This window comes from Isoptericola sp. NPDC056618 (genome assembly GCF_042792715.1).
In the GTDB taxonomy this organism is placed as follows: Bacteria; Actinomycetota; Actinomycetes; order Actinomycetales; family Cellulomonadaceae; genus Isoptericola; species Isoptericola nanjingensis.
Window position 1 is genome coordinate 61,380 of record NZ_JBHTVZ010000016.1, and the last position, 26,027, is coordinate 87,406.

The 26,027-nt window shown below is 74.4% G+C and carries 20 protein-coding genes and 1 pseudogene; 11 read left to right on the forward strand and 10 right to left on the reverse strand.

Going from position 1 to position 26,027, the window contains the following annotated elements; translation table 11 throughout:
- Entirely contained in the window at nt 1-1,680 is a 1,680-nt protein-coding gene (gene hutU / locus ACFQ8T_RS16905; protein ID WP_430547644.1) for a urocanate hydratase, read from the reverse strand.
- A 39-nt stretch (nt 1,681-1,719) separates the two neighbouring features.
- Nucleotides 1,720-3,336, reverse strand: a complete 1,617-nt coding sequence (gene hutH, locus ACFQ8T_RS16910; RefSeq protein WP_430547645.1) for a histidine ammonia-lyase — start codon at nt 3,334-3,336, stop codon at nt 1,720-1,722.
- A 97-nt stretch (nt 3,337-3,433) separates the two neighbouring features.
- Here hutH and ACFQ8T_RS16915 point away from each other — a divergent pair, with 97 nt between their 5' ends.
- Nucleotides 3,434-4,192 (forward strand): IclR family transcriptional regulator, encoded by a 759-nt coding sequence (locus ACFQ8T_RS16915; RefSeq protein ID WP_430547646.1) that lies wholly within the window; start codon nt 3,434-3,436, stop codon nt 4,190-4,192.
- A gap of 10 nt (nt 4,193-4,202) precedes the next feature.
- Here the strand turns inward: ACFQ8T_RS16915 and ACFQ8T_RS16920 are convergent, their stop codons facing one another.
- Complete coding sequence (locus ACFQ8T_RS16920) at nt 4,203-5,468, reverse strand: amidohydrolase (protein ID WP_430547647.1); 1,266 nt, start codon at nt 5,466-5,468, stop codon at nt 4,203-4,205.
- A 117-nt stretch (nt 5,469-5,585) separates the two neighbouring features.
- On the opposite strand from ACFQ8T_RS16920, the gene ACFQ8T_RS16925 reads away from it, so the two are divergent.
- Nucleotides 5,586-6,062: a hypothetical protein gene (locus tag ACFQ8T_RS16925; RefSeq protein ID WP_430547648.1), complete on the forward strand. Its 477-nt coding sequence runs from the start codon at nt 5,586-5,588 to the stop codon at nt 6,060-6,062.
- A gap of 36 nt (nt 6,063-6,098) precedes the next feature.
- Here the strand turns inward: ACFQ8T_RS16925 and ACFQ8T_RS16930 are convergent, their stop codons facing one another.
- Together ACFQ8T_RS16930 and ACFQ8T_RS16935 are read right to left on the reverse strand one after the other, a co-directional pair.
- Complete coding sequence (locus tag ACFQ8T_RS16930; protein WP_430547649.1) at nt 6,099-6,947, reverse strand: siderophore-interacting protein; 849 nt, start codon at nt 6,945-6,947, stop codon at nt 6,099-6,101.
- 104 nt (nt 6,948-7,051) lie between these two features.
- On the reverse strand, nt 7,052-8,179 hold the full coding sequence (locus ACFQ8T_RS16935; protein WP_430547650.1) for an epoxide hydrolase family protein: 1,128 nt from the start codon (nt 8,177-8,179) through the stop codon (nt 7,052-7,054).
- 145 nt (nt 8,180-8,324) lie between these two features.
- Here ACFQ8T_RS16935 and ACFQ8T_RS16940 point away from each other — a divergent pair, with 145 nt between their 5' ends.
- Both ACFQ8T_RS16940 and ACFQ8T_RS16945 read left to right on the forward strand, forming a co-directional pair.
- On the forward strand, nt 8,325-9,275 hold the full coding sequence (locus ACFQ8T_RS16940) for a helix-turn-helix transcriptional regulator (protein WP_430547651.1): 951 nt from the start codon (nt 8,325-8,327) through the stop codon (nt 9,273-9,275).
- Between the two features lie 43 nt (nt 9,276-9,318).
- Entirely contained in the window at nt 9,319-9,777 is a 459-nt protein-coding gene (locus tag ACFQ8T_RS16945; protein WP_430547652.1) for a hypothetical protein, read from the forward strand.
- Nucleotides 9,778-9,783: 6 nt separating this feature from the next.
- On the opposite strand, the gene ACFQ8T_RS16950 is transcribed toward ACFQ8T_RS16945, so the two are convergent.
- Both ACFQ8T_RS16950 and ACFQ8T_RS16955 read right to left on the reverse strand, forming a co-directional pair.
- Nucleotides 9,784-10,725 (reverse strand): D-2-hydroxyacid dehydrogenase family protein, encoded by a 942-nt coding sequence (locus ACFQ8T_RS16950; protein WP_430547653.1) that lies wholly within the window; start codon nt 10,723-10,725, stop codon nt 9,784-9,786.
- Between the two features lie 83 nt (nt 10,726-10,808).
- Entirely contained in the window at nt 10,809-11,705 is an 897-nt protein-coding gene (locus ACFQ8T_RS16955; protein WP_430547654.1) for a LysR family transcriptional regulator, read from the reverse strand.
- 112 nt (nt 11,706-11,817) lie between these two features.
- Here ACFQ8T_RS16955 and ACFQ8T_RS16960 point away from each other — a divergent pair, with 112 nt between their 5' ends.
- Complete coding sequence (locus tag ACFQ8T_RS16960) at nt 11,818-12,678, forward strand: aldo/keto reductase (protein ID WP_430547655.1); 861 nt, start codon at nt 11,818-11,820, stop codon at nt 12,676-12,678.
- Between the two features lie 47 nt (nt 12,679-12,725).
- On the forward strand, nt 12,726-13,661 hold the full coding sequence (locus ACFQ8T_RS16965) for an aldo/keto reductase family oxidoreductase (protein WP_430547656.1): 936 nt from the start codon (nt 12,726-12,728) through the stop codon (nt 13,659-13,661).
- Between the two features lie 21 nt (nt 13,662-13,682).
- Here ACFQ8T_RS16965 and ACFQ8T_RS16970 read toward each other — a convergent pair whose 3' ends face one another.
- Nucleotides 13,683-15,377, reverse strand: coding sequence for an acyltransferase (locus ACFQ8T_RS16970; RefSeq protein ID WP_430547657.1), 1,695 nt, complete (start codon nt 15,375-15,377; stop codon nt 13,683-13,685).
- Between the two features lie 125 nt (nt 15,378-15,502).
- On the opposite strand from ACFQ8T_RS16970, the gene ACFQ8T_RS16975 reads away from it, so the two are divergent.
- From ACFQ8T_RS16975 to hrpA, 5 genes are all read left to right on the forward strand, one after another.
- Nucleotides 15,503-16,603: a substrate-binding domain-containing protein gene (locus tag ACFQ8T_RS16975; protein WP_430547658.1), complete on the forward strand. Its 1,101-nt coding sequence runs from the start codon at nt 15,503-15,505 to the stop codon at nt 16,601-16,603.
- Nucleotides 16,604-16,655: 52 nt separating this feature from the next.
- Nucleotides 16,656-17,216, forward strand: a complete 561-nt coding sequence (locus tag ACFQ8T_RS16980; protein ID WP_430547659.1) for a VanZ family protein — start codon at nt 16,656-16,658, stop codon at nt 17,214-17,216.
- A gap of 128 nt (nt 17,217-17,344) precedes the next feature.
- Nucleotides 17,345-18,115, forward strand: a complete 771-nt coding sequence (locus tag ACFQ8T_RS16985; RefSeq protein WP_430547660.1) for a CPBP family intramembrane glutamic endopeptidase — start codon at nt 17,345-17,347, stop codon at nt 18,113-18,115.
- Complete coding sequence (locus ACFQ8T_RS16990; protein ID WP_430547661.1) at nt 18,102-19,043, forward strand: CPBP family intramembrane glutamic endopeptidase; 942 nt, start codon at nt 18,102-18,104, stop codon at nt 19,041-19,043. The genes ACFQ8T_RS16985 and ACFQ8T_RS16990 overlap by 14 nt, the downstream gene beginning before the upstream one ends.
- Before the next feature lie 43 nt (nt 19,044-19,086).
- Nucleotides 19,087-23,568: an ATP-dependent RNA helicase HrpA gene (gene hrpA / locus ACFQ8T_RS16995; RefSeq protein WP_430547662.1), complete on the forward strand. Its 4,482-nt coding sequence runs from the start codon at nt 19,087-19,089 to the stop codon at nt 23,566-23,568.
- A 13-nt stretch (nt 23,569-23,581) separates the two neighbouring features.
- Here hrpA and ACFQ8T_RS17000 read toward each other — a convergent pair whose 3' ends face one another.
- Together ACFQ8T_RS17000 and ACFQ8T_RS17005 are read right to left on the reverse strand one after the other, a co-directional pair.
- Nucleotides 23,582-24,007: a hypothetical protein gene (locus tag ACFQ8T_RS17000; protein ID WP_430547663.1), complete on the reverse strand. Its 426-nt coding sequence runs from the start codon at nt 24,005-24,007 to the stop codon at nt 23,582-23,584.
- 122 nt (nt 24,008-24,129) lie between these two features.
- A pseudogene (locus ACFQ8T_RS17005) lies at nt 24,130-25,974 on the reverse strand (hypothetical protein); the annotation flags it as partial.
- Nucleotides 25,975-26,027 lie beyond the last annotated feature (53 nt).

A 26,027-nucleotide genomic window follows, 5' to 3' on the forward strand; every position in this document is an offset into this window, starting at 1 on the left:
CTACGACTCTCGCATCGGCACGCGCAGCCCGCCCCGCGACGCCGCGGCCACGGCGTCGTCGTACCCGGCGTCGACGTGGCGCAGGACGCCGAGCCCCGGGTCGTTGGACAGCACGCGCGCGAGCTTCTGCGCGGCCAGGTCGGTGCCGTCCGCGACGGACACCTGCCCGGCGTGGATGGACCGCCCCATCCCGACGCCGCCGCCGTGGTGCAGCGACACCCAGGTGGCGCCGGACGACGCGGCGGTGAGCGCGTTGAGCAGCGGCCAGTCGGCGATGGCGTCGGAGCCGTCGGCCATGCCCTCCGTCTCCCGGTACGGGGAGGCGACAGAGCCGGAGTCGAGGTGGTCGCGGCCGATGACGACCGGCGCGCTCACCTCCCCGGACGCGACGAGGTCGTTGAACGCCAGCCCCGCGCGGTCGCGCTCGCCTTGGCCGAGCCAGCAGATGCGGGCCGGCAGCCCCTGGAACGCGACGCGCTCCTGGGCGGCGCGGATCCAGCGGTGCAGGTGGTCGTCGTCGGGGAAGAGGTCGAGGACGGCCTTGTCGGTGGCGGCGATGTCACGCGCGTCGCCGGACAGCGCGGCCCAGCGGAACGGGCCCTTGCCCTGCGCGAACAGCGGACGGATGTAGGCGGGGACGAAGCCCGGGAAGTCGAACGCCCGGTCGAAGCCGCCGCGGCGCGCCTCGTCGCGGATCGAGTTGCCGTAGTCGAACACCTCCGCGCCCGCGTCGAGGAAGCCGACCATGCCCTCCACGTGCCGCGCCATCGACTCGCGCGCCCGGTCGGTGAACTCCTCCGGCTTGGCGGCCGCGTAGTCGTGCCACTCGTCCACCGAGACGCCGACGGGCAGGTACGACAGCGGGTCGTGCGCCGACGTCTGGTCCGTGACGACGTCCACCGCCACGCCCCGGCGCAGGAGCTCCGGCACGACCTCCGCGCTGTTGCCCTCGACGCCGACGGACAGCGCGCGGCGCTCCGCCTTCGCCGCCTCGACGCGCCGGACGGCGTCGTCCAGGTCGTCCGCGACCTCGTCGAGGTAGCGCTCGCGCACCCGCCGCTCCAGGCGCGACCGGTCGACGTCGACCACGAGGCACGCGCCGCCGTTGAGCGTGACGGCCAGCGGCTGAGCGCCGCCCATGCCGCCGCACCCGCCGGTGAGCGTGAGGGTCCCCGCGAGCGTGCCGCCGAACCGCTTCGCGGCCACCGCGGCGAGCGTCTCGTACGTGCCCTGGAGGATGCCCTGCGCGCCGATGTAGATCCACGACCCGGCCGTCATCTGCCCGTACATCGTGAGGCCCTGCGCCTCGAGCCTGCGGAACTCGGGCCACGTGGCCCAGTCGCCCACGAGGTTGCTGTTGGCGATCAGCACCCGCGGCGCCCACTCGTGCGTGCGCAGCACCCCCACCGGCTTGCCGGACTGCACCAGCAGCGTCTCGTCGTCGGCCAGCGTCGTGAGGGTGCGGACGATGGCGTGGTAGCTCGGCCAGTCGCGCGCCGCGCGGCCGGTGCCGCCGTAGACGACCAGGTCGTCGGGGCGCTCCGCCACCTCCGGGTCCAGGTTGTTCATGAGCATCCGCAGCGGCGCCTCGGTCTGCCAGCTGCGGGCGGTCAGCGTGGTGCCGCGCGGGGCGCGCACGGGGACGGGGGTCCCCCGGTCGTAGGACATGGCGTGGGACATCGTCGTCTCCTTCGGGAGGGGCTCGGGGGTTCGGGAGGGTCAGGAGAGCGGGCCGACGGCGGCGCTCGCGGCGGCGACGACCTCGCCGCCTGAGACGAGCCGCGTCACGGCGTCGATCTCGGGGGCGAGGAACCGGTCGGGCCCGGGGCCGGGGACGGCGGCGCGCAGCAGCGCGTGGACGGCGCCGGTGCCGGCGGCGGGCGACAGGCCCGTCCCGGGGGTGCAGCGCAGGTCGAGGGCGCGGGCGGCGGTCATGAGCTCTACGGCGAGCACGCGGCCCAGGCCGTCGACGGCGCGGCGGAGCTTGCGCGCCCCGGCCCAGCCCATGGACACGTGGTCCTCCTGCATCGCCGACGACGGGATGGAGTCGACGCTCGCCGGCGCGGCCAGCCGCTTGAGCTCCGAGACGATCCCGGCGGCCGTGTACTGGGCGATCATCAGGCCGGAGTCGACGCCCGGGTCGTCGGCGAGGAACGCCGGCAGCCCTTCGTTGCGCGCGACGTCGAGGAACCGGTCGGTGCGCCGCTCGCTCATGCTCGCGACGTCGGCCACGGCGATCGCGAGGAAGTCGAGCACGTACGCGACGGGCGCGCCGTGGAAGTTGCCGTTCGACTCGACCCGGCCGTCCACCGTGACGACGGGGTTGTCGATCGCCGACGCGAGCTCACGCCCCGCGACCGACGCCGCGTGCTCGACGGTGTCCCGCGCTGCGCCGTGCACCTGCGGCGCGCAGCGCAGCGAGTAGGCGTCCTGCACGCGGGTGCACTCGGGGCGGCCGTCGGCGTCGAACGTCCGGTGGCTCGCCACGACCGGCGACCCGGCGAGCAGCGCCCGCAGGTTCGCGGCCGACGCCGCCTGCCCCGGGTGCGGTCGCATGCCCACCAGGTCCTCGGCGAACGGCGCGTCCGAGCCGAGCAGCGCCTCGACGCTCGACGCCGCGGCGACGTCCGCCGTCGCGAGCAGGCGGTGCAGGTCGTCCAGCGCGAGGCACAGCATCCCGAGCATGCCGTCGGTGCCGTTGATGAGGGCCAGGCCCTCCTTCTCCCGCAGCTCCAGCGGCGCGATGCCGGCCGATCGGAGCGCGTCGGCGGCGTCGACGAGGTCGCCCTCGGCGCCCGACGGTGCCGCCACCCGCACCGGGCCCTCCCCCAGCGCGGCGAGCGCCACGTGCGCCAGCGGCGCCAGGTCGCCGGAGCAGCCGAGCGACCCGTACTCGTGCACGACCGGCGTGATGCCGGCGTTGAGCATCGCCGCGTACGTCTCCGCGACCACCGGGCGGGCGCCCGTGCGGCCGGTGGCGAGCGTCGCGAGCCGCAGCAGCTGGAGCGCGCGCACCACCTCGCGCTCCACCTCGGGGCCGCTGCCCGCGGCGTGCGAGCGCACCAGCCCGAGCTGCAGCTGCGCCCGCTTGTCGGTGGGGATGTGGCGGCGGGCGAGGGCGCCGAAGCCGGTGGAGACGCCGTAGTGCGGGCGGGCGTCGTCGGCGAGGTCCTCGACGACGGCGCGGCTCGCTGCCATCCCCGCCAGGGCGCGGTCGGTGAGGTGGACCTGCGCGCCGTGGCGGGCGACCGCGACGACGGCGTCGACGGTCAGCAGGTCGCCGCCGATCTCGACGACACGGTGCTCGGCGGCGGCGCGGGAGGTGGTGACGGTCATGCCGCCAGCACACACCGTCCGCGGCCTGCTGGACACGGGTTCCAGCGAGGTTCAGTCTGGGATCCCAGACACGATGCAGGCTCGCGAAGGAGGCCCGATGGCGGACGTCCCGGCGGCGCGCAGCACGCTCCGGCTGCTGACGTACCTCGCCGCGCAGGCGGGCCCGGTCCCGGCGGCGGCTGTCGCGCAGCACCTGGGCCTGCCGCGGTCCACCGTCTACCACCTGCTGTCCGTGCTGGTGGACGAGGGCTTCGTGACGCACCTGCCGGAGGAGCACCGGTACGGGCTGGGGACGGCGTCGCTGTCCCTCGGCTCGGCATACGCGCGGCAGGCGCCCCTGGCCAGGCTGGCGCGCCCCGTCGTCGCGCGGCTCGTCGAGACGACCGGCGAGAGCGCGCACCTCGCCGTGCTGCACGGCCGCGAGGTGCTGTACCTCGTGGAGCAGCGCGCGCCGCACCGGCCCAGCCTCGTGACCGACGTCGACGTCCGCCTCCCCAGCCACCTCACCGCCAGCGGCCGGGCGGTGCTGGCGCTGCTGCCCGCCCCGCAGGTACGGGCGCTGTTCCCGTCGGCGGCGGCGCTCGCCGACCGCACCGGCGTCGGCCCGCGCACGCTGCGCGACCTGCGCGAGGTGCTGCGCGACACCCGCCGCCGCGGGCACGCGACCGAGGACGGCGAGGTCACGACCGGCCTCGCGTCCGTCGCGCACGCCGCGCTCGACCACACCGGCCACCCGGTGGCGGGCGTGGCGCTGACGTTCTGGTCCGACGACGTCGACGCCGCCCGTCGCGACGAGCTCGCCGCAGCGGCCGGTCGTGCCGCCACCGAGATCAGCCGCCGGCTGGGCGCCCGCTGACCCGGCCCGGTCAGGCGAGCCACTCCCGCGCGGCGGCGACGAGCGTCGCGACGCCGAGGTCCAGCGTCGGCTCGGGCACCGGAGCGAAGAACGGCGAGTGGTTGGACGCGACGCCCTCGGGGAGCCGGCCGGCCGTCAGGTCGACGCCGGCGAACCGGGCCGGGTCGAAGCCGCCCAGGAACCAGTACACGAGCGGCGCGCCGGCGTCGGTGGCGAGCTCGCCGACGTCCTCCGACGCCGCCATCGGCGGCAGGGTCAGGACGGCGGGCCGGCCGCCGACCGACTCGATCAGGCCCCGCTGCCCCTCCAGCGCGGCGGCCAGCACCGGGCGGGTGCGCTCGGCCGCCGCCGGGTCGTTGACCATGGCCGCGAAGGTGGTGATCGTCTCGACCTCGGGCGCTGCGGGGGCGCCGGACGCGGCGGCCTCGGCCTCGACGATGCGCCGGATCGCGCCGAGCACGCGCTCGCGCACCGGCTCGGTGAAGGTCCGCACGTTGACGAGCAGCTCGGCGCGGTCCGGGATGATGTTGGGCTGGGTCCCGGCGTGGATCGCCCCGACCGTCACGACCGCCGAGTCGCTCGCCGCGATCTCGCGGGACACGACGCCCTGGAGCCGCTGTACGGTGGCCGCGGCCATGAGCACGGGGTCCACGGTGGTCTCCGGCATCGACCCGTGGCCCCCACGCCCGTGCAGGGTGATCCGCAGCGAGTCCGTGGCCGACATTGCGACGCCCGGCGTCACGCTCACCACGCCGGCGGGCGTGGGCATGACGTGCTGGCCGAGCACGACGTCCGGCGCGCCGCCGACGGTCGCGTACAGGCCGTCGTCGAGCATGGCCCGCGCGCCGTTGCCCAGCTCCTCCGCCGGCTGGAAGACGAGCAGGAGCGTGCCCGACCAGGTGTTCCGGCGCGCCGCGAGCTCGGCCGCGGCGCCGAGCAGGCAGGTGACGTGCACGTCGTGGCCGCAGGCGTGCATGACGCCGGTCTCCTGACCGTCGGCGGCCGTCGTGACCTGCGTCGACGCGTAGGGCAGCCCGGTCCGCTCGGTGACCGGCAGCCCGTCCATGTCCGCGCGCAGCAGCACGCGCGGCCCCGCGCCGTTCGCCAGGACGCCTGCGACGCCCGTCCCGCCGATCCCCTCGTGCACGTCGTAGCCCCAGCCGTGGAGCCGGTCGGCCACGACCCGGGCCGTGCGGTGCTCGGCGAAACCGAGCTCCGGGTGGGCGTGCAGGTCGGTGTAGATCGCCGTCAGCTCGGACGTCGTCAGCGCACTCATGGCGTCATCCTGCCGCCGCGGGGCGTCGCCGTCCTGGGCAGCCGGGACGGTCGCTGTGTGCAAGATCTCCACGGCCCCATAAGGGAATGTTCAGGTTGGCAGTGCAGAATCGTGGCCATGACGTCAGCGACGACGAGCACCACGAAGGGCAAGACGACGACCCGTCTCGCCGCGGCGAGCCTCCTCGCCCTCGCGATGATGCTCGGCGCGTGTTCCGCCCCCGCCGACGTCGAACAGTTCATCGCCGACGCGCAGAGCCAGGCCGAGGCCATCGACTCCGACCTGCAGCGCATCGAGGAGCAGGTGACCGGCATCCCCGACGAGCTCCGCACCGACGTCACGAACGCGATGGCCTCCGCCCAGGCCGCGACCGACGAGGCGCGCGAGGCGCTCGCGCGGGCCGAAAAGTCCCAGGACGGCGCGGTCGTCGCCCTCGAGGACGCGCAGGTGGCGCTCGAGGCGGCATCCGCCGAGGTCAAGCACGTGACGGGCGAGGCGCGGGAGAACGGCTCCGACCAGGTGGCCGACCTGCTGTCCACGCTGCAGGAGCAGATCGACGCCCTGCGCGGCGAGACGGAGAACGCCGCCGCCTGACGCGGTACGTCACTCCGCGGCGTCCGGCAAGGCGGGTCAGTCCGGGTCGCTCGGGTCGATCGGCAGGTGGTGGTCGAGGTTGACCGTGCCGCGCCGCCAGTACCCGGAGACGTGCACCTGCTCGGCGGGCAGCCCCAGCTCGCGCCGGAGGTAGCGGCGCACGGGGACCAGGTCGTCGGCCTCGCCGAGCCCGACGAACAGCTCGTCGGGCTCCAGCCCGCCCAGGGAGCGCACGGCGTCCGCGAGCTGCCCCGGGCCGTCGGTCCGGTAGAGGATCTCGACGGTCGCGCCGTCCAGCTCGCGCTCGACGTGCGCCTCGTCGACGTCGTCGCCGATCTCGACGACCGCCGTGACCGGTACGTCCGCCCCGACGGCGGCCACCCAGCGGGCGAGGGCCGGCAGGCCGGTCTCGTCGCCGGCCAGGGTCAGCCGGCCGATCCCGTCCGGCACCCCGACGCTGCCGCGCGGCCCCGCGAGCACGACCTCGTCGCCCACGGACGCCCGGGACGCCCAGGCCGACGCCGGCCCCTCGTCGCCGTGCAGCACCCAGTCGACGTCGACCTCGGCCACGCCGTCGACCGTCCGCGCGGCCCGCACGGTGTAGTCCCGCGAGATGGACACGACGCCGGTCGGGCGCTGCAGGCCGCCGTCCGCGGCCAGGGTGGGGGCGTGCAGCTCGCCGGTGGCCGGGTCGGGCAGGAACACCTTGACGTGGTCCTCCGGGCCGGGCGCCCGCAGCGCCGCGAGCGACGTCGGGGCGCCCGGGTCCGCACCGTCGACGTCGCGGAACGTGGTGCGGCGCAGCGTGCCGGTCAGCTCGGTGACGGCGTGCACGCGCACGCGGCGGGGGACCAGGTCGAGGCGAGTGCGGGGTCGCGTGAACACCCGTCGATTCCACCACGACGATCAGTTCGGCACGGAGCGGATCTGTTCGGCACCCTCCCCTGCCGAACAGATCCGCTCATTGCCGAAGTGACGGTCCGGCCGGCTCAGCCGAAGAACACCCGCAGGTCGGCGACGACGTCGTCGGGCACCTCCAGCGCGGCGTAGTGGCCGCCGCGCGGGAACTCCGACCAGTGCTCGATGCGCGCGTTGTCGCGCTCGGCGAAGGCACGGATCGTCTGGAAGTCGTCCTGGAAGACGGCCACGCCGATCCGCCCGGTGCTCACCACGGGCTCGGCGCCGGAGCGCTGCTCCGCGTAGTGGTACCGCGCCGCCGTCGCGTAGGTGTTGGTCAGCCAGTACAGCGTGGCCTGGGCGAGCACCTGCTCCGGGCTCACCAGCGACGTCCCGTTGCCGAAGCTCTCGAAGAGCTCGTGGTACGCGAGCGTCGCGACGGGCGAGTCGGCCAGCCCGGCCGCCATCGTCTGCGGGCGCGACGCGTTCATGACGTTGTAGGCCCCCACCGACTGGAACCACTGCAGGTGGCCGAGGGCGGCGTACTCCTTCTCGCCGAACCCGTCCATCTCCCCCTCCGCGCCGGACGGGAACGAGAACAGCTGCAGCACGTGGGCCCCGAGGAAGCCCTCCGGGTCGAGCACCGCCAGCTCGCGCGACACCATCGCGCCGCCGTCGCTGCCGTGGATGCCGTACGCGTCGTAGCCGAGCCCCCGCATGAGCGCGTCGTACGTGCGCGCGACGCGCGCCATCGTCCACCCCTCGCCCACCAGCGGCGTCGAGAACCCGAAGCCGGGCATGGACGGCACGACGACGTCGAACGCGTCCTCGGCACGCCCGCCGTGGGCGACGGGGTCGACGAGCGGGTCGATCATGTCGAGGAAGTCGAGCACCGAGCCGGGGTAGGTGTGCGCGAGCAGCAGCGGCGTCGCGCCCGGGTGCGGCGAGCGCACGTGCAGGAAGTGGATCGGCTGCCCGTCGATCGCGGCGGTGAACTGCGGGTAGGCGTTGAGCCGCGCCTCCACGGCGCGCCAGTCGAAGGCCTTCCAGCGCTCGACCATGTCGCGCAGGTACGACTCGGGGGTGCCGTACTCCCACGAGTCGCCGGGGGCTGCCGGCGCGAAGCGGGTGCGCTCGAGGCGCTGCTGCAGGTCGTCCAGGTCGGCCTGCGGGACGGCGACGGTGAAGGGGCGGAGCTCGAGGCGGGTGGTGGCGTTCATGGCGTTCTCCCAGGTCGTGAGCCGGGCCCGTGCCCCAGCTCCTGAACCCCACGATAGGAACCGTTCAGGAACGGTTCTTTCCTCTATTCTGGACGAGTTTCGACGAGTTCTCAGCACGTCCCCGGCGACCCTCCCGGAGGTCTCGATGGGCTCCACGTCCGCACGTCTGCTCGCGCTGCTCGGGCTGCTCCAGTCCCGCCCCGACTGGTCCGGCGCGGAGCTCGCCGACCGCCTCGACGTCACCGACCGCACCGTGCGCAACGACGTCGCGCGGCTGCGCGAGCTGGGCTACCCCGTCCACGCCGTGCGCGGCCCGGGCGGGCGCTACCGGCTCGGCGCGGGCGCGCGGCTCCCTCCGCTCCTGCTCGACGACGGCGAGGCGGTCGCGGTCGCCGTCGGGCTGCGCGCCGCGACCGGCACGGCCGGCTTCGAGGAGTCCGGCCAGTCCGCGCTCACCAAGCTGGAGCAGGTGCTGCCCGACCGCCTGCGGCGCCGGGTGTCGGCGCTGCGGACCGCCTCGACGGCAGGGCCGGCGAACACCGGCCCCTACACCGAGGAGCCCGAGGTCGACCCGGAGGAGCTCACCGCGCTGGCCGCGGCGATCCGCGACCACCGGGGCGTGCGCTGCGACTACCAGGGCGAGCCGCTGGAGCTCGAGCCGCACCACCTGGTCGCCTGGCAGCACCGGTGGTTCCTCGTGGCCCGCGACCCGTCCACCGGCACCTGGGCGCCCTACCGCGTCGACTGGCTGCGCCTGCGCACCCCCGGCGGGCGGCGGTTCACCCCGGTCGAGTTCCCCGGCGACCTCACGACGTTCGTCGTGCAGGAGGTGGCGCGCACGGGGTGGGCGTTCCACGCTCGCGTCGTCGTCGACGCGCCGGCGCAGGAGGTCCTGGCGCGGATCAACCCCGCGGTCGGCACGGTGCAGCCCCTGCCCGACGGACGGTCCGTGCTCGTCACCGGCGGCGACAGCGCCGAGGTCGTCGCGGTCTGGATCGGCCTCCTCGGCCTCGACTTCCACGTCTCCGAACCGCCCGAGCTGGTCGAGCACCTGCGCGTGCTGGCGGCGCGCTACGCCCGCGCCGTCCCGGGCTGACGACGTGCTCGACCTCCGCCCCGCGCTGCGTCACACTGTGCCGGTGAGCGATCCGTACCAGCCCGGTCAGCCGTACCAGGAGCCGAGCCAGCAGCAGCCCCAGCCCGGCTACTCCGAGCAGGCCTACCCGCAGCAGGCGTACCCGCAGCAGGGCTACCCGGCCGCGCAGGGCCAGTACCCCCAGGGCCAGTACCCCCAGGCGTCGTACCCGGCGTACCCCGCCTACGCCCCGGAGCCTCCGGGCCGCACGATGGGCATCGTCGGCTTCATCCTCGCGTTCGTCATCTCCCCCGCGGGCATCGTCGTGTCCGCGATGGCGCTCTCGGAGTCGAAGAAGGCCGGCGTCGACAACCCGCTCGGCAAGTGGGGCCTGTGGCTGTCGATCATCTTCACGTCGATCGCGGTGCTCTACGTCGTGTTCATGATGCTGTTCGTGTTCGGCGGCCTGCTCACCGTCTTCTCCACGACGTCGACGTTCGACAGCGTGGGCATGTCCGTCTGAGGACCCTTACGTCAGCACCCGCACCGGCGCCCCCGCCGCCCAGGCGGCGACGTCCTCCACGGCCTGGCCGTAGAAGGTGCGGTACGTCGCCTCGGTGACGTACCCGACGTGCGGTGTGAGCACGGTGCGCGGCGCGGAGCGCAGCGGGTGGTCGGCGGGCAGCGGCTCGACGTCGTACACGTCCAGCCCGGCCCCGCCGATCCGGCCGTCGTGCAGGGCGGCGAGCAGGGCGTCCGTGTCCACGAGCGGCCCGCGCGAGGTGTTGACGAGGACGGCGGTGGGCTTCATGCGGGCCAGGTCGTCGGCGCCCACGATGCCGCGGCTGCGGTCGCTCAGCTTGTAGTGCACGGTGACGACGTCCGACGTCGCGAACAGCTCGTCCTTCGCGACGGCGCGCACCCCGGTCTCCTCGGCCGTCGCCGGGTCGAGGCGCTGGCTCCACGCGACGACGTCCATCCCGAACGCCTGACCGACGCGCGCGACCCGCGACCCGAGCCGCCCCAGCCCGACGACGCCCAGCCGGCGACCCTCCAGGTCCCCGCCCACGGTGTGCTGCCACCCGCCGTCGCGCACCGCCCGGTCCTCGGCGGGCACGTGCCGGAGCACCGCGAGGATCAGCGCCCACGTGAGCTCGGGCGTCGCGTTCGCCGGGGACTCCGTGCCGCACACGACGACGCCGCGCTCGCGCGCCGCGTCGAGGTCGATCGCCGCGTTCTGCCGCCCGGTCGTCACCAGCAGCCGCAGGTCGGGCAGCCGCGCCAGCCGCGCGGCGGTGAACGGCGTGCGCTCGCGCATCGCGACGACGACGTCGTATCCCGCGAGCGCGGCGACCACCGCGTCGTCGTCGGGCAGCGGGTGGTCGACGACGTCGACCTCGGCCCCCAGGCTCGCCCAGTCCGCGAAGCGGCGGGCGACCCGCTGGTAGTCGTCCAGGACGGCGACGCGCACGATGACCTCCTCGTTCGGCCCGGCTCTCGGGCGGTGCCGACGCTACCGGCGGGAGCAGATCACGGCGCGGCCGCAGGCCGCCGTCAGGCCGGCTGCGCCACGGCCAGGTTCGCCTCCCCGACGAGCTCGAGCAGGCGGGCGGCGGTCGGTTCGGCCGTCGGCGCCGCGATCGCGGCGACCACCCACTCGGGCGTCCCGCGCGCGGGCAGCTCCAGCACCGCGAGGCCCGCGGCCTGCGGCTTGGTCGCGACGTGCTGCGGGACGACGGCGATGCCGAGGCCGCGCTGCACGAAGTCGAGCAGCGTGTGCACGTCGTCGACGCTCATCCGCACCCGGCGCTCGAGGTGCCGGGCGCCGAACGCGTCGTCGGCGATCCGCCTGATGGCCCACTGCTCCCGGAAGTCGACGAAGTCGCGGTCGACGAGGTCCTCCCACGCGACCTCGGGGGCCGAGGCGAGCGGGTCGGTCGCGTGCGTGAGCAGCACGATCGGGCGGCGGCCGAGCTCGAGCCGGCGCAGGGAGCCGAGGTGCTCGGTGGCCGCGACGAACGCGACGTCGAGGTCGCCCGCCCGCACCTGCGCGGTGAGCTCGCGCGATCCGGCCTGGGTGAACTGGACGTCCACGAGCGGGTAGCGCAGGCGGAACCGCTCGAGCAGCGGCGCGACGTCGACCACGCCGAGGCACTGCTCGGCGCCGAGCCGCAGCCGGCCCGAGAGCTGGTGGCTCGCCCGCAGGACGGCGTCGCGCCCCGCGGCGGCCTGGGCGAGCATCCGCCGTGCGAACGGCAGCAGCGCCCGCCCGGCGTCCGTGAGCGCGACCTGCCGCGTGGTGCGCGCGAACAGGTCGGCCCCGAGCTCGCGCTCGAGGTTCCGGATCGCGGCGGACAGGCCGGACTGCGTGACGCCGCAGAGCGCCGCCGCGTGCGTGAAGTGGCCCTCCTCCGCCACCGCGACGAGGTACTCCATCTGCCGCAGCTCCATTGATCGCTCCCGGTGCTGAAACCCATCAGGTCAAGTTGTTGGACTCATCAACGGTGCCCTTCCTATCGTCGGAGGCACGACGGCACAAGCCACCGACGACATGAGGAGAGCCGTGAAAGCTCGCACGATCGGAACCCGGACCGTCAGCGCGATCGGGCTCGGCGGCATGCCGATGTCCATCGAGGGGCGCCCCGACGAGGCGCGCTCGGTCGCCACGATCCACGCGGCGCTGGATGCCGGGATCACCCTGATCGACACCGCCGACGCCTACCACCTGCACGCCGACGAGGTCGGCCACAACGAGGAGCTGATCGCCCGCGCGCTGCGCTCCTGGGGCGGCGACGCGTCCGGCGTCCTGGTCGCCACCAAGGGCGGCCACCTGCGCCCCGGCGACGGGTCGTGGACGCAGGACGGCCGCCCCGAGCACCTCAAGAAGGCCGCCAAGGAGTCCGCCCGCCGCCTCGGCGTCGAGGCGATCGGGCTCTACCAGTTCCACCGCCCGGACCCCGCCGTGCCCTACGCCGAGTCGATCGGCGCGCTCGTCGAGCTGCTCGACGAGGGCACCATCGTCGAGGCCGGCATCTCGAACGCGAGCGTCGCGCAGATCGACGAGGCGAACGAGGTGCTGGGCGGACGGCTCGCGTCCGTGCAGAACCAGTTCTCGCCCGCGTTCCGCTCCAGCCTGGTCGAGCTCGAGCACTGCGCGTCCCTCGGCGTCGCGTTCCTGCCCTGGTCGCCGCTCGGCGGGATCCGCCGGGCGGGCGAGGTCGGCACCGCGCACGCCGCGTTCGGCCGCGTCGCCGAGGCCCGCGGCGTCAGCCCGCAGCAGGTCACCCTCGCGTGGGAGCTCGCGCTCGCGCCCGTCGTCGTCCCCATCCCGGGGGCGTCGCGACCGGCGAGCGTCGAGGACTCCGCGCGTGCCGTCGACCTCGTCCTCACCGCCGAGGAGCTCGCCGAGCTCTCCGGCTCCTGACCCGCCGCACCACCACCGACCCACCTCTCCCCGATCGAGGAGGATCCATGCGAACCGTCCCCCTGGGCACCACCGGCCGCCAGGTCCCGAACGTCGTGCTCGGCCTCATGCGCATCCAGCAGCTGGACGACGACGCCGTCCGCGAGCTCGTGCGCACCGCCCGCGACGCCGGCATCGACTTCGTCGACCACGCCGACGTCTACGGCGAGGAGCTGCACGGCTGCGAGCGCCGCTTCGCCGAGGCGATGCGGCTGACGCCGTCCGAGCGCGAGCAGCTCACCATCCAGTCCAAGGCCGGCATCGTGCGCGGGGGGCCGTACTTCGACTTCTCGTACGAGCACCTCGTCGAGTCCGTCGAGGGCTCCCTCGCCGCGCTCGGCACCGACTACCTCGACGTGCTCCTGCTGCACCGCCCCGACGCGCTCGTGGAGCCGGACGAGGTGGCGCGCGCGTTCGACCACCTCGAGTCGTCCGGCAAGGTGCGTGCCTTCGGCGTCTCCAACCACACGCCCGGCCAGATCGAGCTGCTGAAGAAGTCGGTGCGCCAGCCGATCGTCGCCAACCAGCTGCAGCTGTCGATCACCCACGCGCCGATCGTGGCGCAGGGCGTCGCGGCCAACATGGCCGGCGAGGACCAGTCGCTCACCCTCGACGGCGGCGGCATCCTCGACTACTGCCGCCTGCACGACATCACGGTGCAGGCCTGGTCGCCGTTCCAGGCCGGGTTCTTCACCGGCGTCTTCCTCGGCTCGGACGACTACCCCGAGCTCAACGCGGTGATCGACCGCCTCGCCGCGAAGTACGACGTGCCGCCCATCGCGGTCGCGGTCGCGTGGATCACGCGCCACCCGGCGGGGATGCAGGTCGTGCTGGGGACGACGACGCCGGAGCGCGTCGCCGGCGCGGCGCAGGGCTCGGACCTCCCGCTCACGCGAGCCGAGTGGTACGAGCTGTTCCGGGCCGCCGGGTACCGCGTGCCCTGAGCGCCGACCGGCCGGGACCCGTCAGCGCTCGACGGGTTCCGGTCGGTGCACCCCGCGCGGCCGGTAGCCGAGCTGGTCGGACAGCCCGGCGAGGTCGGCGAGCAGCCACACGATCGCCAGCCACATCTCCGTGCCCTGCAGGCCCGGCGTCGTCGCCGGGGTGCCTGCGGTGGACGGGTGCGCGGCCTGGAAGGAGAAGCCCTCGCCGGCCGACCAGCGGCGCAGCGCCTGCGCGAGAAGGCCTCGCGCCAGCTCGACGACCTCGTCGCCGCGGTGGCCGGTGCCGCGCGTGAGCCACAGCGGGTGGGCGACGTCGAGCACGTTGCACGCGTTCTGCCGCTCGGGGCGGAAGAACCGCGGGTCGCGGGCGTGCTCCAGCACGGTGTCGACCACGCGCTCCGGGAACGGCACGGGCAGCCCGAGCTGGGCGAACGTGCCCCGCGACGCCCGGTAGTAGCCGTTGACGACCTGCAGGAGCCCTTCGGGCCCGCCCGGTGTGCCCCACATGCCCGTGCGCGGGTCCGCCCGGGTGAGCAGCCATCCGAGCAGGGACTCCTGCGCCCCCGGCGACCCGGCGACGCCGGCGCGGTGGTTCCCGTGCATCGCGGTGCCGAGGATGTCGACCCAGTGGCCGGCCGACCATGCGCCGGCCTCCCAGTCCTGCCGCTCCAGGCCGTCGATCACGTCGGCCGGGGTCGCGTCCGCCACGACGGAGACCGGGTGGGCGAACGCGCTGCCGAGCAGGTCGAGCGCGTACCCGACGGACAGGACGTGGTAGCCGGCGGCGGGGTCGAACAGACCCGGGCGGGGCGGCACGGGTGCGAGGTCGGCCCCGAGCTCGCCCACCATGCCGGTGGCCGGGTCCTGCCAGGACCGCAGCCGGACGACCTGCTCCTCGGCGGGCAGCTGCGGCGGGGGCCCGCCGAGCAGCAGGTCGGCGATCTCGACAGCGTCGCACTGGGCGCGGACGGTGGGTGCCGTGCCGGGGGCGTCGACGAACAGCCCGGTCGCGGGGTCCCAGCACCGGTCGAGCAACGTCCGGGCCTGCTCGCGGGCCCGGTCGGCGAACTCTCGCACCTCTCGCGCGAGCCCGCCGGCGGCCGGCGCCGCGGCGGTCTCCGGCACCCGCCAGCGGATCAGCCGCGCCGGGTTGCCGCCCACGACGGCGCCCGCGGGCACGTCCTTGGTCACGACCGCCCCTGCGGCCAGCACCGCCTTGTCCCCCACCGTGACGCCGTCGAGCACGACGACGTGGGAGCCGATCCACACGTCGTCGCCGATCGTGATCCCCGCGGAGGTCAGCGGCTGGCGGTGCACCTCCGTCGCCGGGTCCATCGAGTGGTTGAACCCCAGCACGGACGTGTGCGAGCCGATGCGGACGGCGTCGCCGAGGCGCACGTCGCCACGCACCACCGTGTACGGGTTGAGGCTGCAGTCGCGGCCCGCCCGCAGGGTGCCGCTGACGTACGCGCCCGCGGCGACGTAGGTGCGGTCGCCCAGCTCGAGGACCTCGTTCGTCACCGACGCCTGCTCGGACACGAAGCACCGCTCGCCGAGCTCGTACCCCCGGTCGCGGCCCAGCTCCGCCTGGAGCGCGAGCTGGCGGTCGCGCTGGGCGTCGTCGGCGTCGGCCCAGAACCGCCAGGGCGTGAAGTCGAGCGCGCTCCGGTCGAGCTCGGCCGTCACCGGTTCCTGGGTGTGCGTTCGCACTGGCATCTCGACTCCTGTTCGTCGGCGAGGATCCGCACGATTGTTGGACGGCGGCGGGCCCCGATCGTCGCCGTCCGCTAAAAATGAACACACTCGAACAGCCAGTTCCGACCGCGTCCGAGGAGGCACCCTTGGCATCCCCGCCGTTCGGCACCGCGCGGCGCGAGCACATCATGCGGGAGCTGCGCACCCACGGGACCGTCGCCGTCGGCGCGCTCGCCGCCCAGCTCGGCGTGTCCGCGATGACGATCCGGCGCGACGTGAACGCGCTCGCCGCGAAGGGGCTCCTCGTCCGCGTGCACGGCGGCGCCGCGCTGCCGGAGCCGTCCGCGGGCGTCGCACCGGCGCCCGCACCCGAGCCCACCGCCCGGGGCTCGCGGCTCACGATCGGCCTCGTCGTGCCGCAGCTCGACTACTACTTCCCCCGGGTCGTGGCCGGGGCGCGGGCGGCCGCGGCACGCGCCGGGGCCCGGCTCGTCATCCGCACCACGGCTTACGACCCCGACGAGGACCGCCACCAGTGCCGGCGGCTCGCGGAGGCGGGGGTGGACGGGCTCGTCGTGACGCCCACGCTGGACGGGCCGCGCGTCGGCGAGCTCCTGGGCTGGCTCGACCGGCTGCGCACGCCGGTGCTGCTCGCCGACCGCCGGCCGCCGGAGATCAGCCCCTTCAAGAGCCTGGAGTGGGTGGTGTCCGACCACGCGTCCGGCGCGGCGACCGCGGTGTGGCACCTGCACGCCCAGGGGCACCGCCGCATCGGGCTGCTGTCGATCGCGGGGACGACGACGTCGCGCGCCCTCGGCCACGGGTGGCACGACGCGCTGCGCACCCTGGGGATCGACCCCGACGAGCAGGTCGTCGGGCACAGCGACGGCTTCGACCGCCCGGGCCGCGCCGACCGGCTCGCGTCGACCCTGGAGGAGATCCGGCGCACGGGCACCACGGCCCTGCTGCTGCACTCCGACCCGTTCGCGCTCACCTTCGCGCAGTACTGCCAGGACCACGCCGTCCGCGTGCCCGACGACCTCGCGATCGTCGCGTACGACGACGAGGTCGCCGAGCTGGGCGACCCGCCGCTCACCGCCGTCCGGCCCCCCACGTACGACGTCGGGCGGCTCGCCGTGGAGACCATGGTCGCCCGGCTCACCGAGGGCGACCGCCGCCCGACGCACCGCCTGCTGCTCGACCCGACGCTCACCGTCCGCGCGTCGAGCGTGCGCCCCCGGCGATGACCGCGGAGCTCCGCATACGCTCCCGCAACATGGCGTCGGGTGGGCTGGGGCGATGACCCTCCCCGCCCGCGCGTCCCGCCCGCGGCTCCTACCCCTGCTGTTCTCGCTGTACCTCGTCCTGCTCGCCTGGACGGTCCTGTGGAAGCTCGACGTCCCCCGGATCGGCGAGGCAGGCCAGGGCGTCGTCAAGCTCGTCCCGTTCGTGGCCACCGCCCACGCGGGTGCCAGCGAGCCGGCCGAGCTCGTGCTGAACCTCGTGCTCTTCCTGCCCTTCGGCGTCTACCTCGGGCTCCTCGTGCCGTCGTGGCCGTGGTGGCGGGTCGCGGGCACGCTCGCGGGGGCCAGCGCGCTGCTCGAGGTCGCGCAGTACGTGCTGGCCGTCGGGAGCTCGGACGTCACCGACGTCGTCGTCAACACCGCGGGCGGCCTCGCCGGTCTGGGCGTCGTCGCCCTCGCGCGCCGCACCCTCCGGGCCCGGACGGCCGCGGTCGTGACGCGGTGGTGCGCCGCCGGGACGGTGCTCGCCCTGCTCGCGGCGGGGCTGTTCGTCGCCTCGCCCGTGCGCCTCACCGGGCCGCCTCCGGGGGACGTCGCCGTCAGCCGGACGTCCTGAGGCCCCGGTCGCGCGACGCGCCGACCACCCCGACGATAAGAGCGCGGCGGCGCGGCCGTGAACGGTCCGGGAACGTCCAGCGGAAGGCGGGTGGTGTCGTGCGCGTACGACCTCGTGCATGGATCGGCGTGGCGGTGCTCGTGGGGTACCTGGTGATCGTGGTGGTCGTGGCCGCGATCGCCGGGGTGCCGTTCGACGAGGTCGGGACCAGCGCGGAGTCGATCTACCGCTCCACGGTGCCGTCGTTCGTGGTCGGCGCGGTCTACCTCGTCGCCGTCACGACCGCCCTCGGCTGGTGGCGGCCCGCCCTGCACGACCGGCGCCCCAGCGCGCGCCGGTGGCCGATCGTCGTGCCCGTCCTCATGGCGCTGCTCGCGCTGGTGAGCTTCGCGCAGACCGAGTGGTCCGCCTTCGACGCGTCGTTCCTGATCGCGCTGCTGCTGCTCGGCGTCGGCGTGGGGTTCTGCGAGGAGCTGGCCGCGCGCGGCGTCCTGCTGGTCGCCCTGCGGTCGCGCTACCGGGAGGTCGGGGTGTGGCTGCTGAGCACCCTGCTGTTCGGCGCGATGCACCTGGCCAACTCGCTCTCCGGCCTGGCGCCCGAGAAGGCGCTGCTGCAGGGGGCGATCGCGGCGGGGTCCGGCACGGTGTTCTACATCCTGCGCCGCGTCACCGGCTCGCTGGTCTGGGCGATGGTGCTGCACGGGATGTGGGACGTGTCGGTGTTCACGGTGAACTTCGTCGACGACGAGACGATCCCGGTGGCCGGCCTCGCCACCCCGCTGATCGGGCTGCTCGGGCTCGCCGTCGTCGCGTGGGTCATCCGCGGCGCCGACGAGCGCACGGCGTCCGACACGCCCCCGGCCGTCGAGGCGGAGGGCGCCGACCGTGCGCGTCCGTGAGCTGCCGTTCGTCCGTGCGATCGACGAGGGCCGCCGCCGGACGCCGATCTGGCTGACGTACGTCGTCGGCATCCTGCTCGCCGTGCTGGTGGTGCAGGTGCTGATCGGCGCCGGGATCCGGCTCGCGACCGGCCACAGCACCGACCTGTCCAGCTTCGCGTCCCAGGTGATCGAGGGCGTCACCGACCTGTGGCCCATCGCCATCGTCCTGCTGTGGGTGGTGCTCTACGAGCGGCGGCCCGCGGGGTCGCTCGGCCTGCGCGACCGCCGGTGGTGGGCCCGCATGCTGGTGGGGCTCCTGCTCGGCGGGGCGCTCGTCACGCTCGGTGCGCTGCCGTCGATCCTGTCCGGGCAGCTGGTCGTGACCGAGGGCGGGCCGGGGACGCTCACGGGATCCGCCGCCGTGGGTCTCGTCCTGGCCACCCTGCCGATCTGGCTGATCCAGGGCAGCAGCGAGGAGATCGTGTTCCGCGGCTTCCTGCTGCAGCGGCACCTGTACTCGTGGCCCGCCTGGCTGGCCGTCGTGTTCCTCGCGGCGCTGTTCGCGTTCATCCACCCCGGCGGCAACCTCCTGGCGAAGCTCAACATCACGCTGTTCGGCATCTTCGTGAGCCTGCTCGTGCTGCGGCAGGGCACCCTGTGGACGGCCATGGGGATCCACGCGGGCTGGAACATGGTGCAGGGCAACGTGCTCGGCATCGCCGTGAGCGGGGAGGCCCGGGACAACACGCTCGTGCGCCTGTCGCCCGCGGACGGGTCGAGCGCGGCCCTCACGGGCGGCGAGTTCGGCACCGAGGCGAGCGTGTACCTCACCGTGGTGCTCGTGGTCGTCGTCGCGGTCGCGTTCGTCGCGCTGCGACGCCACCTCGCACGGTCCGGCGGCGACGCGGAGGCGGGGGCGACGACGGGCGTGGCGGTCCCCGCGTAGCCGGGCACGAATCACCTTGCGGCGCTTGAGAGAATGGGACGTCGTGAGCACCGAGCCCAGCCCCGCACCGCAGTCGTCGTCGGACGACGGCGGTGCGCGTCGTCCCCAGGACCGGGGGCACGGTCGGGGTCGCGGGCGGGGCCGAGGGCGCGGTCGCGGGCAGGGCCGCGGCCCCCGGCAGGCGGGCCCGCGCCGCGTCAGCCGCGAGCAGCTCGAGAAGGCCGCCGCGCTGCGCGCCGCCGTCGAGGTGCCGCCGATCGTCTACCCCGAGCAGCTGCCGGTCTCGGCGCGCCGGGAGGACATCGCCGCCGCGATCCGCGACCACCAGGTCGTCGTCGTCGCGGGCGAGACGGGGTCCGGCAAGACGACGCAGCTCCCGAAGATCCTGCTGGAGCTCGGGCGCGGCCGGAAGGGCCAGATCGGGCACACGCAGCCGCGGCGGATCGCGGCGCGCAGCGTCGCCGAGCGCGTCGCGGAGGAGCTGTCCACCCCGCTGGGCGGCGTCGTCGGCTATCAGGTGCGGTTCACCGACGAGTCGAGCGTCGAGACGCTCGTCAAGGTGATGACCGACGGCATCCTGCTGGCCCAGATCCAGCGGGACCCGGACCTGCTCGCCTACGACACGATCGTCATCGACGAGGCGCACGAGCGGTCGCTCAACATCGACTTCCTGCTCGGCTACCTGTCCCGGCTGCTGCCGCGCCGCCCGGACCTCAAGCTCGTCATCACGTCCGCGACGATCGACTCCGAGCGGTTCGCGGCGCACTTCTCGCCGTCGCACCTGGCCGAGATCAGCGGCGCGCCCGACGCCGTCGTCGAGGTCCTGCCCGACCACGCGCCCGTCGTCGAGGTCTCCGGCCGCACCTACCCGGTCGAGATCCGGTGGCGGCCGCTCTCCCCCGACACGGACCCCGACCAGCCCAAGAAGGCCAAGGGCGAGGAGAAGGACCTGGTCACGGGCATCGTCGAGGCCTGCGACGAGCTGATGCGCGAGGGCTCCGGCGACATCCTCGTCTTCCTCTCCGGCGAGCGGGAGATCCACGACGCCGCGGACGCGCTCGAGGGGCACCTCAAGGACCGCGTGCGGGACGCCAAGCGCCCCGACCACGTCGAGATCCTGCCGCTGTACTCGCGGCTGTCCGCGGCGGAGCAGCACCGCGTGTTCCAGTCGCACCCCGGCCGGCGGATCGTGCTGTCGACGAACGTCGCGGAGACGTCGCTGACGGTGCCGGGCATCCACTACGTCGTCGACCCGGGCACGGCACGCATCTCGCGCTACTCCAAGGCGACCAAGGTGCAGCGGCTGCCGATCGAGCCGATCAGCCAGGCGTCGGCCAACCAGCGCTCCGGCCGCTCGGGCCGTGTGGCCGACGGCGTCGCGATCCGGCTGTACTCGCAGGACGACTTCGAGAACCGTCCGGAGTTCACCGAGCCGGAGATCCTGCGCACGTCGCTCGCGTCCGTGCTGCTGCAGATGATCAGCGTCGGCGTCGTGACGACCCCCGACGACGTCGCGAAGTTCCCGTTCGTCGAGCCCCCGGACACGCGGGCCGTGCGCGACGGCGTGCAGCTGCTGTCCGAGCTGGGCGCGCTGGAGACGACGGACGGCGCGACGCGCCTCACCGACGTCGGCCGCACGCTCGCACAGCTGCCGATGGACCCGCGCCTGGCCCGCATGATCATCGAGGGCTCGAAGCGCGGCGTCGCGCGCGAGGTCGCGATCGTCGCCGCGCTGCTGTCCATCCAGGACCCGCGCGAGCGCCCGTCCGAGTCCCGCGCGCAGGCCGACCAGCTGCATGCCCGGTTCACCGACCAGTCGTCCGACTTCCTCACCGCGCTGAACCTGTGGGAGTACGTGCGCGGCCAGCAGCACGAGATGGGCTCGTCCGCGTTCCGCCGGATGTGCAAGGCCGAGTACCTCAACTTCCTGCGCATCCGCGAGTGGCAGGACGTCGTCGCGCAGCTGCGCGAGATGGCCAAGCCGCTCGGGATCGACATGTCGTTCAAGCCCCGCGCGGCGTCCTCGGTCGAGGACGAGGCCGCCGAGGTGGATTACCGCCTCACCTGGGACGACGACACCATCCACCGGTCGCTGCTGGCGGGGCTGCTCAGCCAGATCGGCATGCAGGACACCGGCGAGATCAAGGCGTCGTCGGTGGCGCACCTGCGCGGAGAGGCGCGCGCCCGCGCGCTGCGCCAGGCCGCCAAGCGCGCCCGCAACGAGTACGTCGGCGCGCGCGGCGCCCGGTTCGCGATCTTCCCCGGCTCGCCGCTGAGCAAGAAGCCGCCGGAGTGGATCATGGCCGGCGAGCTCGTCGAGACGTCCCGGCTGTGGGCACGCGACGTCGCCCGCATCAAGCCCGAGTGGGCCGAGGAGCTCGCCGGCCCGCTCGCCAAGCACACGTACTCCGACCCGCACTGGTCCACCAAGCAGGGCGCGGCCATGGCCACGGAGAAGGTGCTGCTGTACGGGGTGCCGATCGTCGCCGACCGGCCCGTGCTCTACGCCAAGGTCGACCCCGAGGCGGCGCGCGAGATGTTCGTGCGGCACGCGCTCGTCGAGGGGCAGTGGACCACGCACCACAGGTTCTTCGCCGAGAACCGGCGCCTGCTCGCCGAGGCGGAGGAGCTCGAGGCGCGCTCGCGGCAGCGCGGGCTCGTCGCGTCCGAGGACGACCTGTTCGCCTTCTACGACGAGCGCGTGCCCGACGACGTCGTCAGCGCCGCCCACTTCGACCGCTGGTGGCGCACGGCGCAGCGCGAGACGCCGGACCTGCTGACGTTCACCCTCGACCAGCTGGTCGACGCCGACGCCGTGGACACGTCCGAGTTCCCGGAGACCTGGACGCAGGGCGAGGTCACGCTGCCGCTGACGTACCAGTTCCAGCCCGGCGCCGCGGCCGACGGCGTCACCGTGCACGTGCCGCTGTCGATCCTCAACCGGGTCGCCCCCGACGGCTTCGACTGGATGGTGCCGGGCCTGCTCGACGAGCTGTGCGTGGCGACCATCAAGTCCCTGCCCAAGGCCGTGCGCGTGCAGCTCGTCCCCGCGCCGGACGTCGGTCGCGCCGTCGCCGGCTGGCTGCGCGCGAACACGCCGTCGTGGGAGGACATGACCCGCGCCGGCGACATGGCCGAGCCGTTCCACGCCGCGTTCTCCCGCGCCGTCCGCGCGCTGCGCGACGTCGTCATCCCCGACGACGTCTGGGACGCCGAGCGCCTCGAGCGGCTGCCCGCGCACCTGCGCATGACGTTCCGGGTCGAGGACGCCGCCCCCGCGGGCGCGACGGACACGGCGAGGGGCGCGCCGAAGGGGAAGGGCCGGAAGGGCAAGGGCCGTCGTCCCGCGCCCGTCCCGCTCGACGAGTCCAAGGACCTGCTGTCGCTCCAGAAGCGGCTCGCCGCGCAGGCCGAGGCCGCCGTCCGCGCGGCCGTGAAGGGCGCCGTCGGGCTGGCTCTGGAGGAGGCGCGACGCTCGGCGGGCACCGCCGCGTCCGCGCCGGCAGCGCCGACGCCGGGGCGCCCCGTGCGGACCGCCCCCGCGCCGTCCGCGACCGGCGGGGCGAGCGCCGTCGTCCCGGAGCAGACCGGCCTCACGACCTGGCCGGAGGGCCTGCCCGACGGCGCGCTCCCCGCGAGCGTCTCGACCGACCTCGGCGGCGGGGTGGTGGTGCGCGGGTACCCCGCGCTCGTCGAGGAGGAGGACGCGCAGCGCAAGCCGTCCGTGGCGCTGCGCGTGCTGGCCGACGCGAGCGGCCGCGACGCCGCGCACGCGCGCGGGGTGCGCCGCCTGCTGCTGGCGGAGGCGGCGCTGCAGACGGGCCGCATCACGTCGCGCTGGACGTCGAAGCAGTCGCTGACGCTGGCGGCCGCGCCGTACCGGAACACCGAGGCGCTGGTCGCCGACCTGCAGCTCGCCGCCGTCATCGCCCTGACCAGCCCCGACGCGGAGAAGGCGCCGGGCACCCCGACGGGGGGCCCTGTCGCCGCGCAGGTCCGCGACGCCGCGGCGTACGCGGCGGCGCGCGAGTTCGTCCGCCGGCACCTGGAGGACGAGGTGCACCGGGTCGTCGGGCACGTCGTCGCCGCGCTGTCCGCCTGGCGCACGGTCGAGGGCGAGGTCCGCGCGTCGTCGTCGCTCGCGCTGCTCAACACGCTGCAGGACATCCGCGACCACGTCGCCGGGCTGGTCCACGACGGGTTCGTCGCGCAGACGCCGCCGCGCCGCGTCCCGCACCTGGTGCGCTACCTGCGCGCGGCGTCGTACCGGCTGGAGAAGGCGCAGACGAACCCCGCGCGCGACGCGGAGCTCGCCTGGCGCGTGCACGACGTCACGGAGGCCTACGACAAGGCCCGCGCCGCGTACGCCGCCGGCCCCGCCGACCCGGCCCGGGCGGCGGAGCTGGCCGACGTGCGCTGGCTGATCGAGGAGCTGCGCGTCTCGCTGTTCGCCCAGCAGCTCGGCACGGACGGCGCCGTCAGCGAGAAGCGCATCCGCAAGGTGCTCAGCCCGAACGGCTGGTGACCCCGGCCCCGCGTCAGCTCCGGTAGGCGGCCCGCCCGTAGCCGCTGCGCGGCGCGGCCTCGCCCTTCGGCACCAGGAGCACCTGCACCGCCGTCGGCCGCGCGGTGTACGACGACGTGCCGGACGCCGCGCCGTCGTGCGCCCAGCCCAGCCAGCCGATGCCCTGGACGTACGTGCGGTAGTAGAGGCGGTAGTGGTCCGCCATCGTCCCCGTGAGCCGCATGCGGTAGGCCGAGGTCGGCAGGCCGAGGCCCGTCGACCCGGCTGTCCGGTCGTTGCCGACGTACGCCCGCCATCCGTCGCCCTTGACCTTGGCGGAGACCTGCACGCTGCCGGAGTACCGGCCGTCGAGGTCCACCCGCACGGCGTTGAGGCGCTGGGGGCGCTGATGCTCTCGGCGCGTCCCGCCGTCGAGCCCCCGCCCATCGGCACGCGCCACACCTTGCTCGGGTCCATGAACGCCTCGACGTGCACCTGCTTCTGCGTCGACCGCGAGTAGGAGGGCGCGTTGCCCGTCCCGGACGCCGTGGGCGTCTCCCCGTGGCGCAGCACCTTGATCTGCACCCCCTCGATGCGGCTGCCGTAGCCGATCGTGCCCGACGTACCGCCGTTCGTCGCCCAGCCCAGCCAGCCGCGCCCGGGCACGTAGACGCGGTAGAACACGTCGTAGTACGGCGAGACCGGCCCGGCCGTGTCGATGCGGATCGCCTCGAGCCGGCGCTTCCCGCCGATGCTGCCGACGTAGGGCACCTTGTCGGTCTTCTGGACCTTCTGCCCCGACCACCCCTGGCCCTCGACGTAGCCGCTGATCTCGAACCACATCGCGGAGCCGTCGACCGGGCCGGTGCTCGTGGTGTAGGCCCGGGATCCCGGCGTCGCCGACAGCATCTCCACGGTGTACCCGCTGCCGGGCCAGCCCGCCGTCTCGCCGTCGTGGGAGGTCTGGTAGCTGAAGTAGTGCTCCCAGTCGAACGCCGTGAACTTCACGCCGTAGTCGGCGTGCATCTCGTCGCGGTCGCCCACCAGGACGGACGACGACGTCACGGAGCGCGGCGTCATGCGCGGGCCGTGCGCGGTCACCCTCACAGCGATCCGGTGGCCCTGGTCGGTCGGGACGCCCAGATAGTCCTTCGTCGTCGCTCCCTTGAGCGCCTTCCCGTCGCGCAGCCACTGGTAGGTGTACGACGCCGGAGCCGGCGAGAACCCGGACACCCGGGCCGTCAGGTCGGTGGTCACGCTGACCCTGCCGGTGTCCGAGCCGACCGAGACATTGCCGCCGCTGAACGAGCACGACCCGCCGCACACCCGCGCCGTCGTCACGACGGGCGTGGCCCCGGCGAACTGCCGGTACTCCACCTGCACGTCGCGGAACCCCGTCCCGAGAGCCGCCTGGTCGAGCAACACGCGCTCCGACATCGTGTCGAAGGTGGTGCGCCCGAGCTCCGCACCCGTCGATGAGCGGACGATCGCCTCGCCCATCGGGAACACACCGTGGAGGTTGGCCAGCTCGGATGACAGGTGGATGTCGACCGGGAGGCGTCCGTCGCCCGGAGCATCGTCTACCGACTCCGTGACCGTCGTCGCCGGCCGGGGCCGCACAGCCGCCCCCTTCGCGACATCGAAACGCTGAGACACCCATCCGCCGCGGAGGCCAGCGGCGTCCACCCCCACCACGCTGAGGTAGTGCGCGCCAGGGCTCGTCGGAACGACGGGGATCTCGACATTCCCGTCCGGGTCGACCTCGACCGTGCTCAGCGCGGCCGGGCGGGCGTCGGGGTCGTCGGAGATCCCGTACTCGTACGCGACCGCGTCACCGCCCACCCGCGGGATGACGACGAACACTCCGCCCACGCCCACGCCGCCGGCTGGCATGAACGGCGGGTAGACCCCCGGCTCGCCAAGCACCGGCAGGACGTCCGGCCGTGCAGGACCCACCACGAGGTCGAACGTGCAGGAGGCCGCCGGGCCTCGGACGTCGTCGGAGGTGACCGCCTGCACGCTCAGGGTGTATGGCCCACCCTCGACGATGCCCGCCCGGCGCCGGTCGTAGTCGCCACCGCCGCGGCCTTCTCGGACCACCTGGTCTGCAAGGTCGAGATGCACGGTGCCGGTCGGACCGACGAGCCTGACGTGGGCGGTCGCCACCTCGGGGTCCTCGAAGCCGAACTCCACCGGCAGGCCGAGGTAGTCGTCACTCGAGAGCGTCGCGACGATGGGTTCGGCCCCGCACTCCTGGTGGTTCACCCACAGACGAGGCGGCGCGAGCTCCGCGGCCGGGTCTGCCGCAGCGGGCCCCGCCCCTGCCGCCACGAGCGCGACGCCGGCCGCTCCGACAACGAGCGACCGCAGGCCTCGGCCGAGGTTCTCCGAGCGGTGCCCGCACAACCATGGTCGATCGTGCATCATGCTCCCAGTTCTCGTCGGAACACCCGGACGTCGGCGTCCGAGGGCGAGGACGC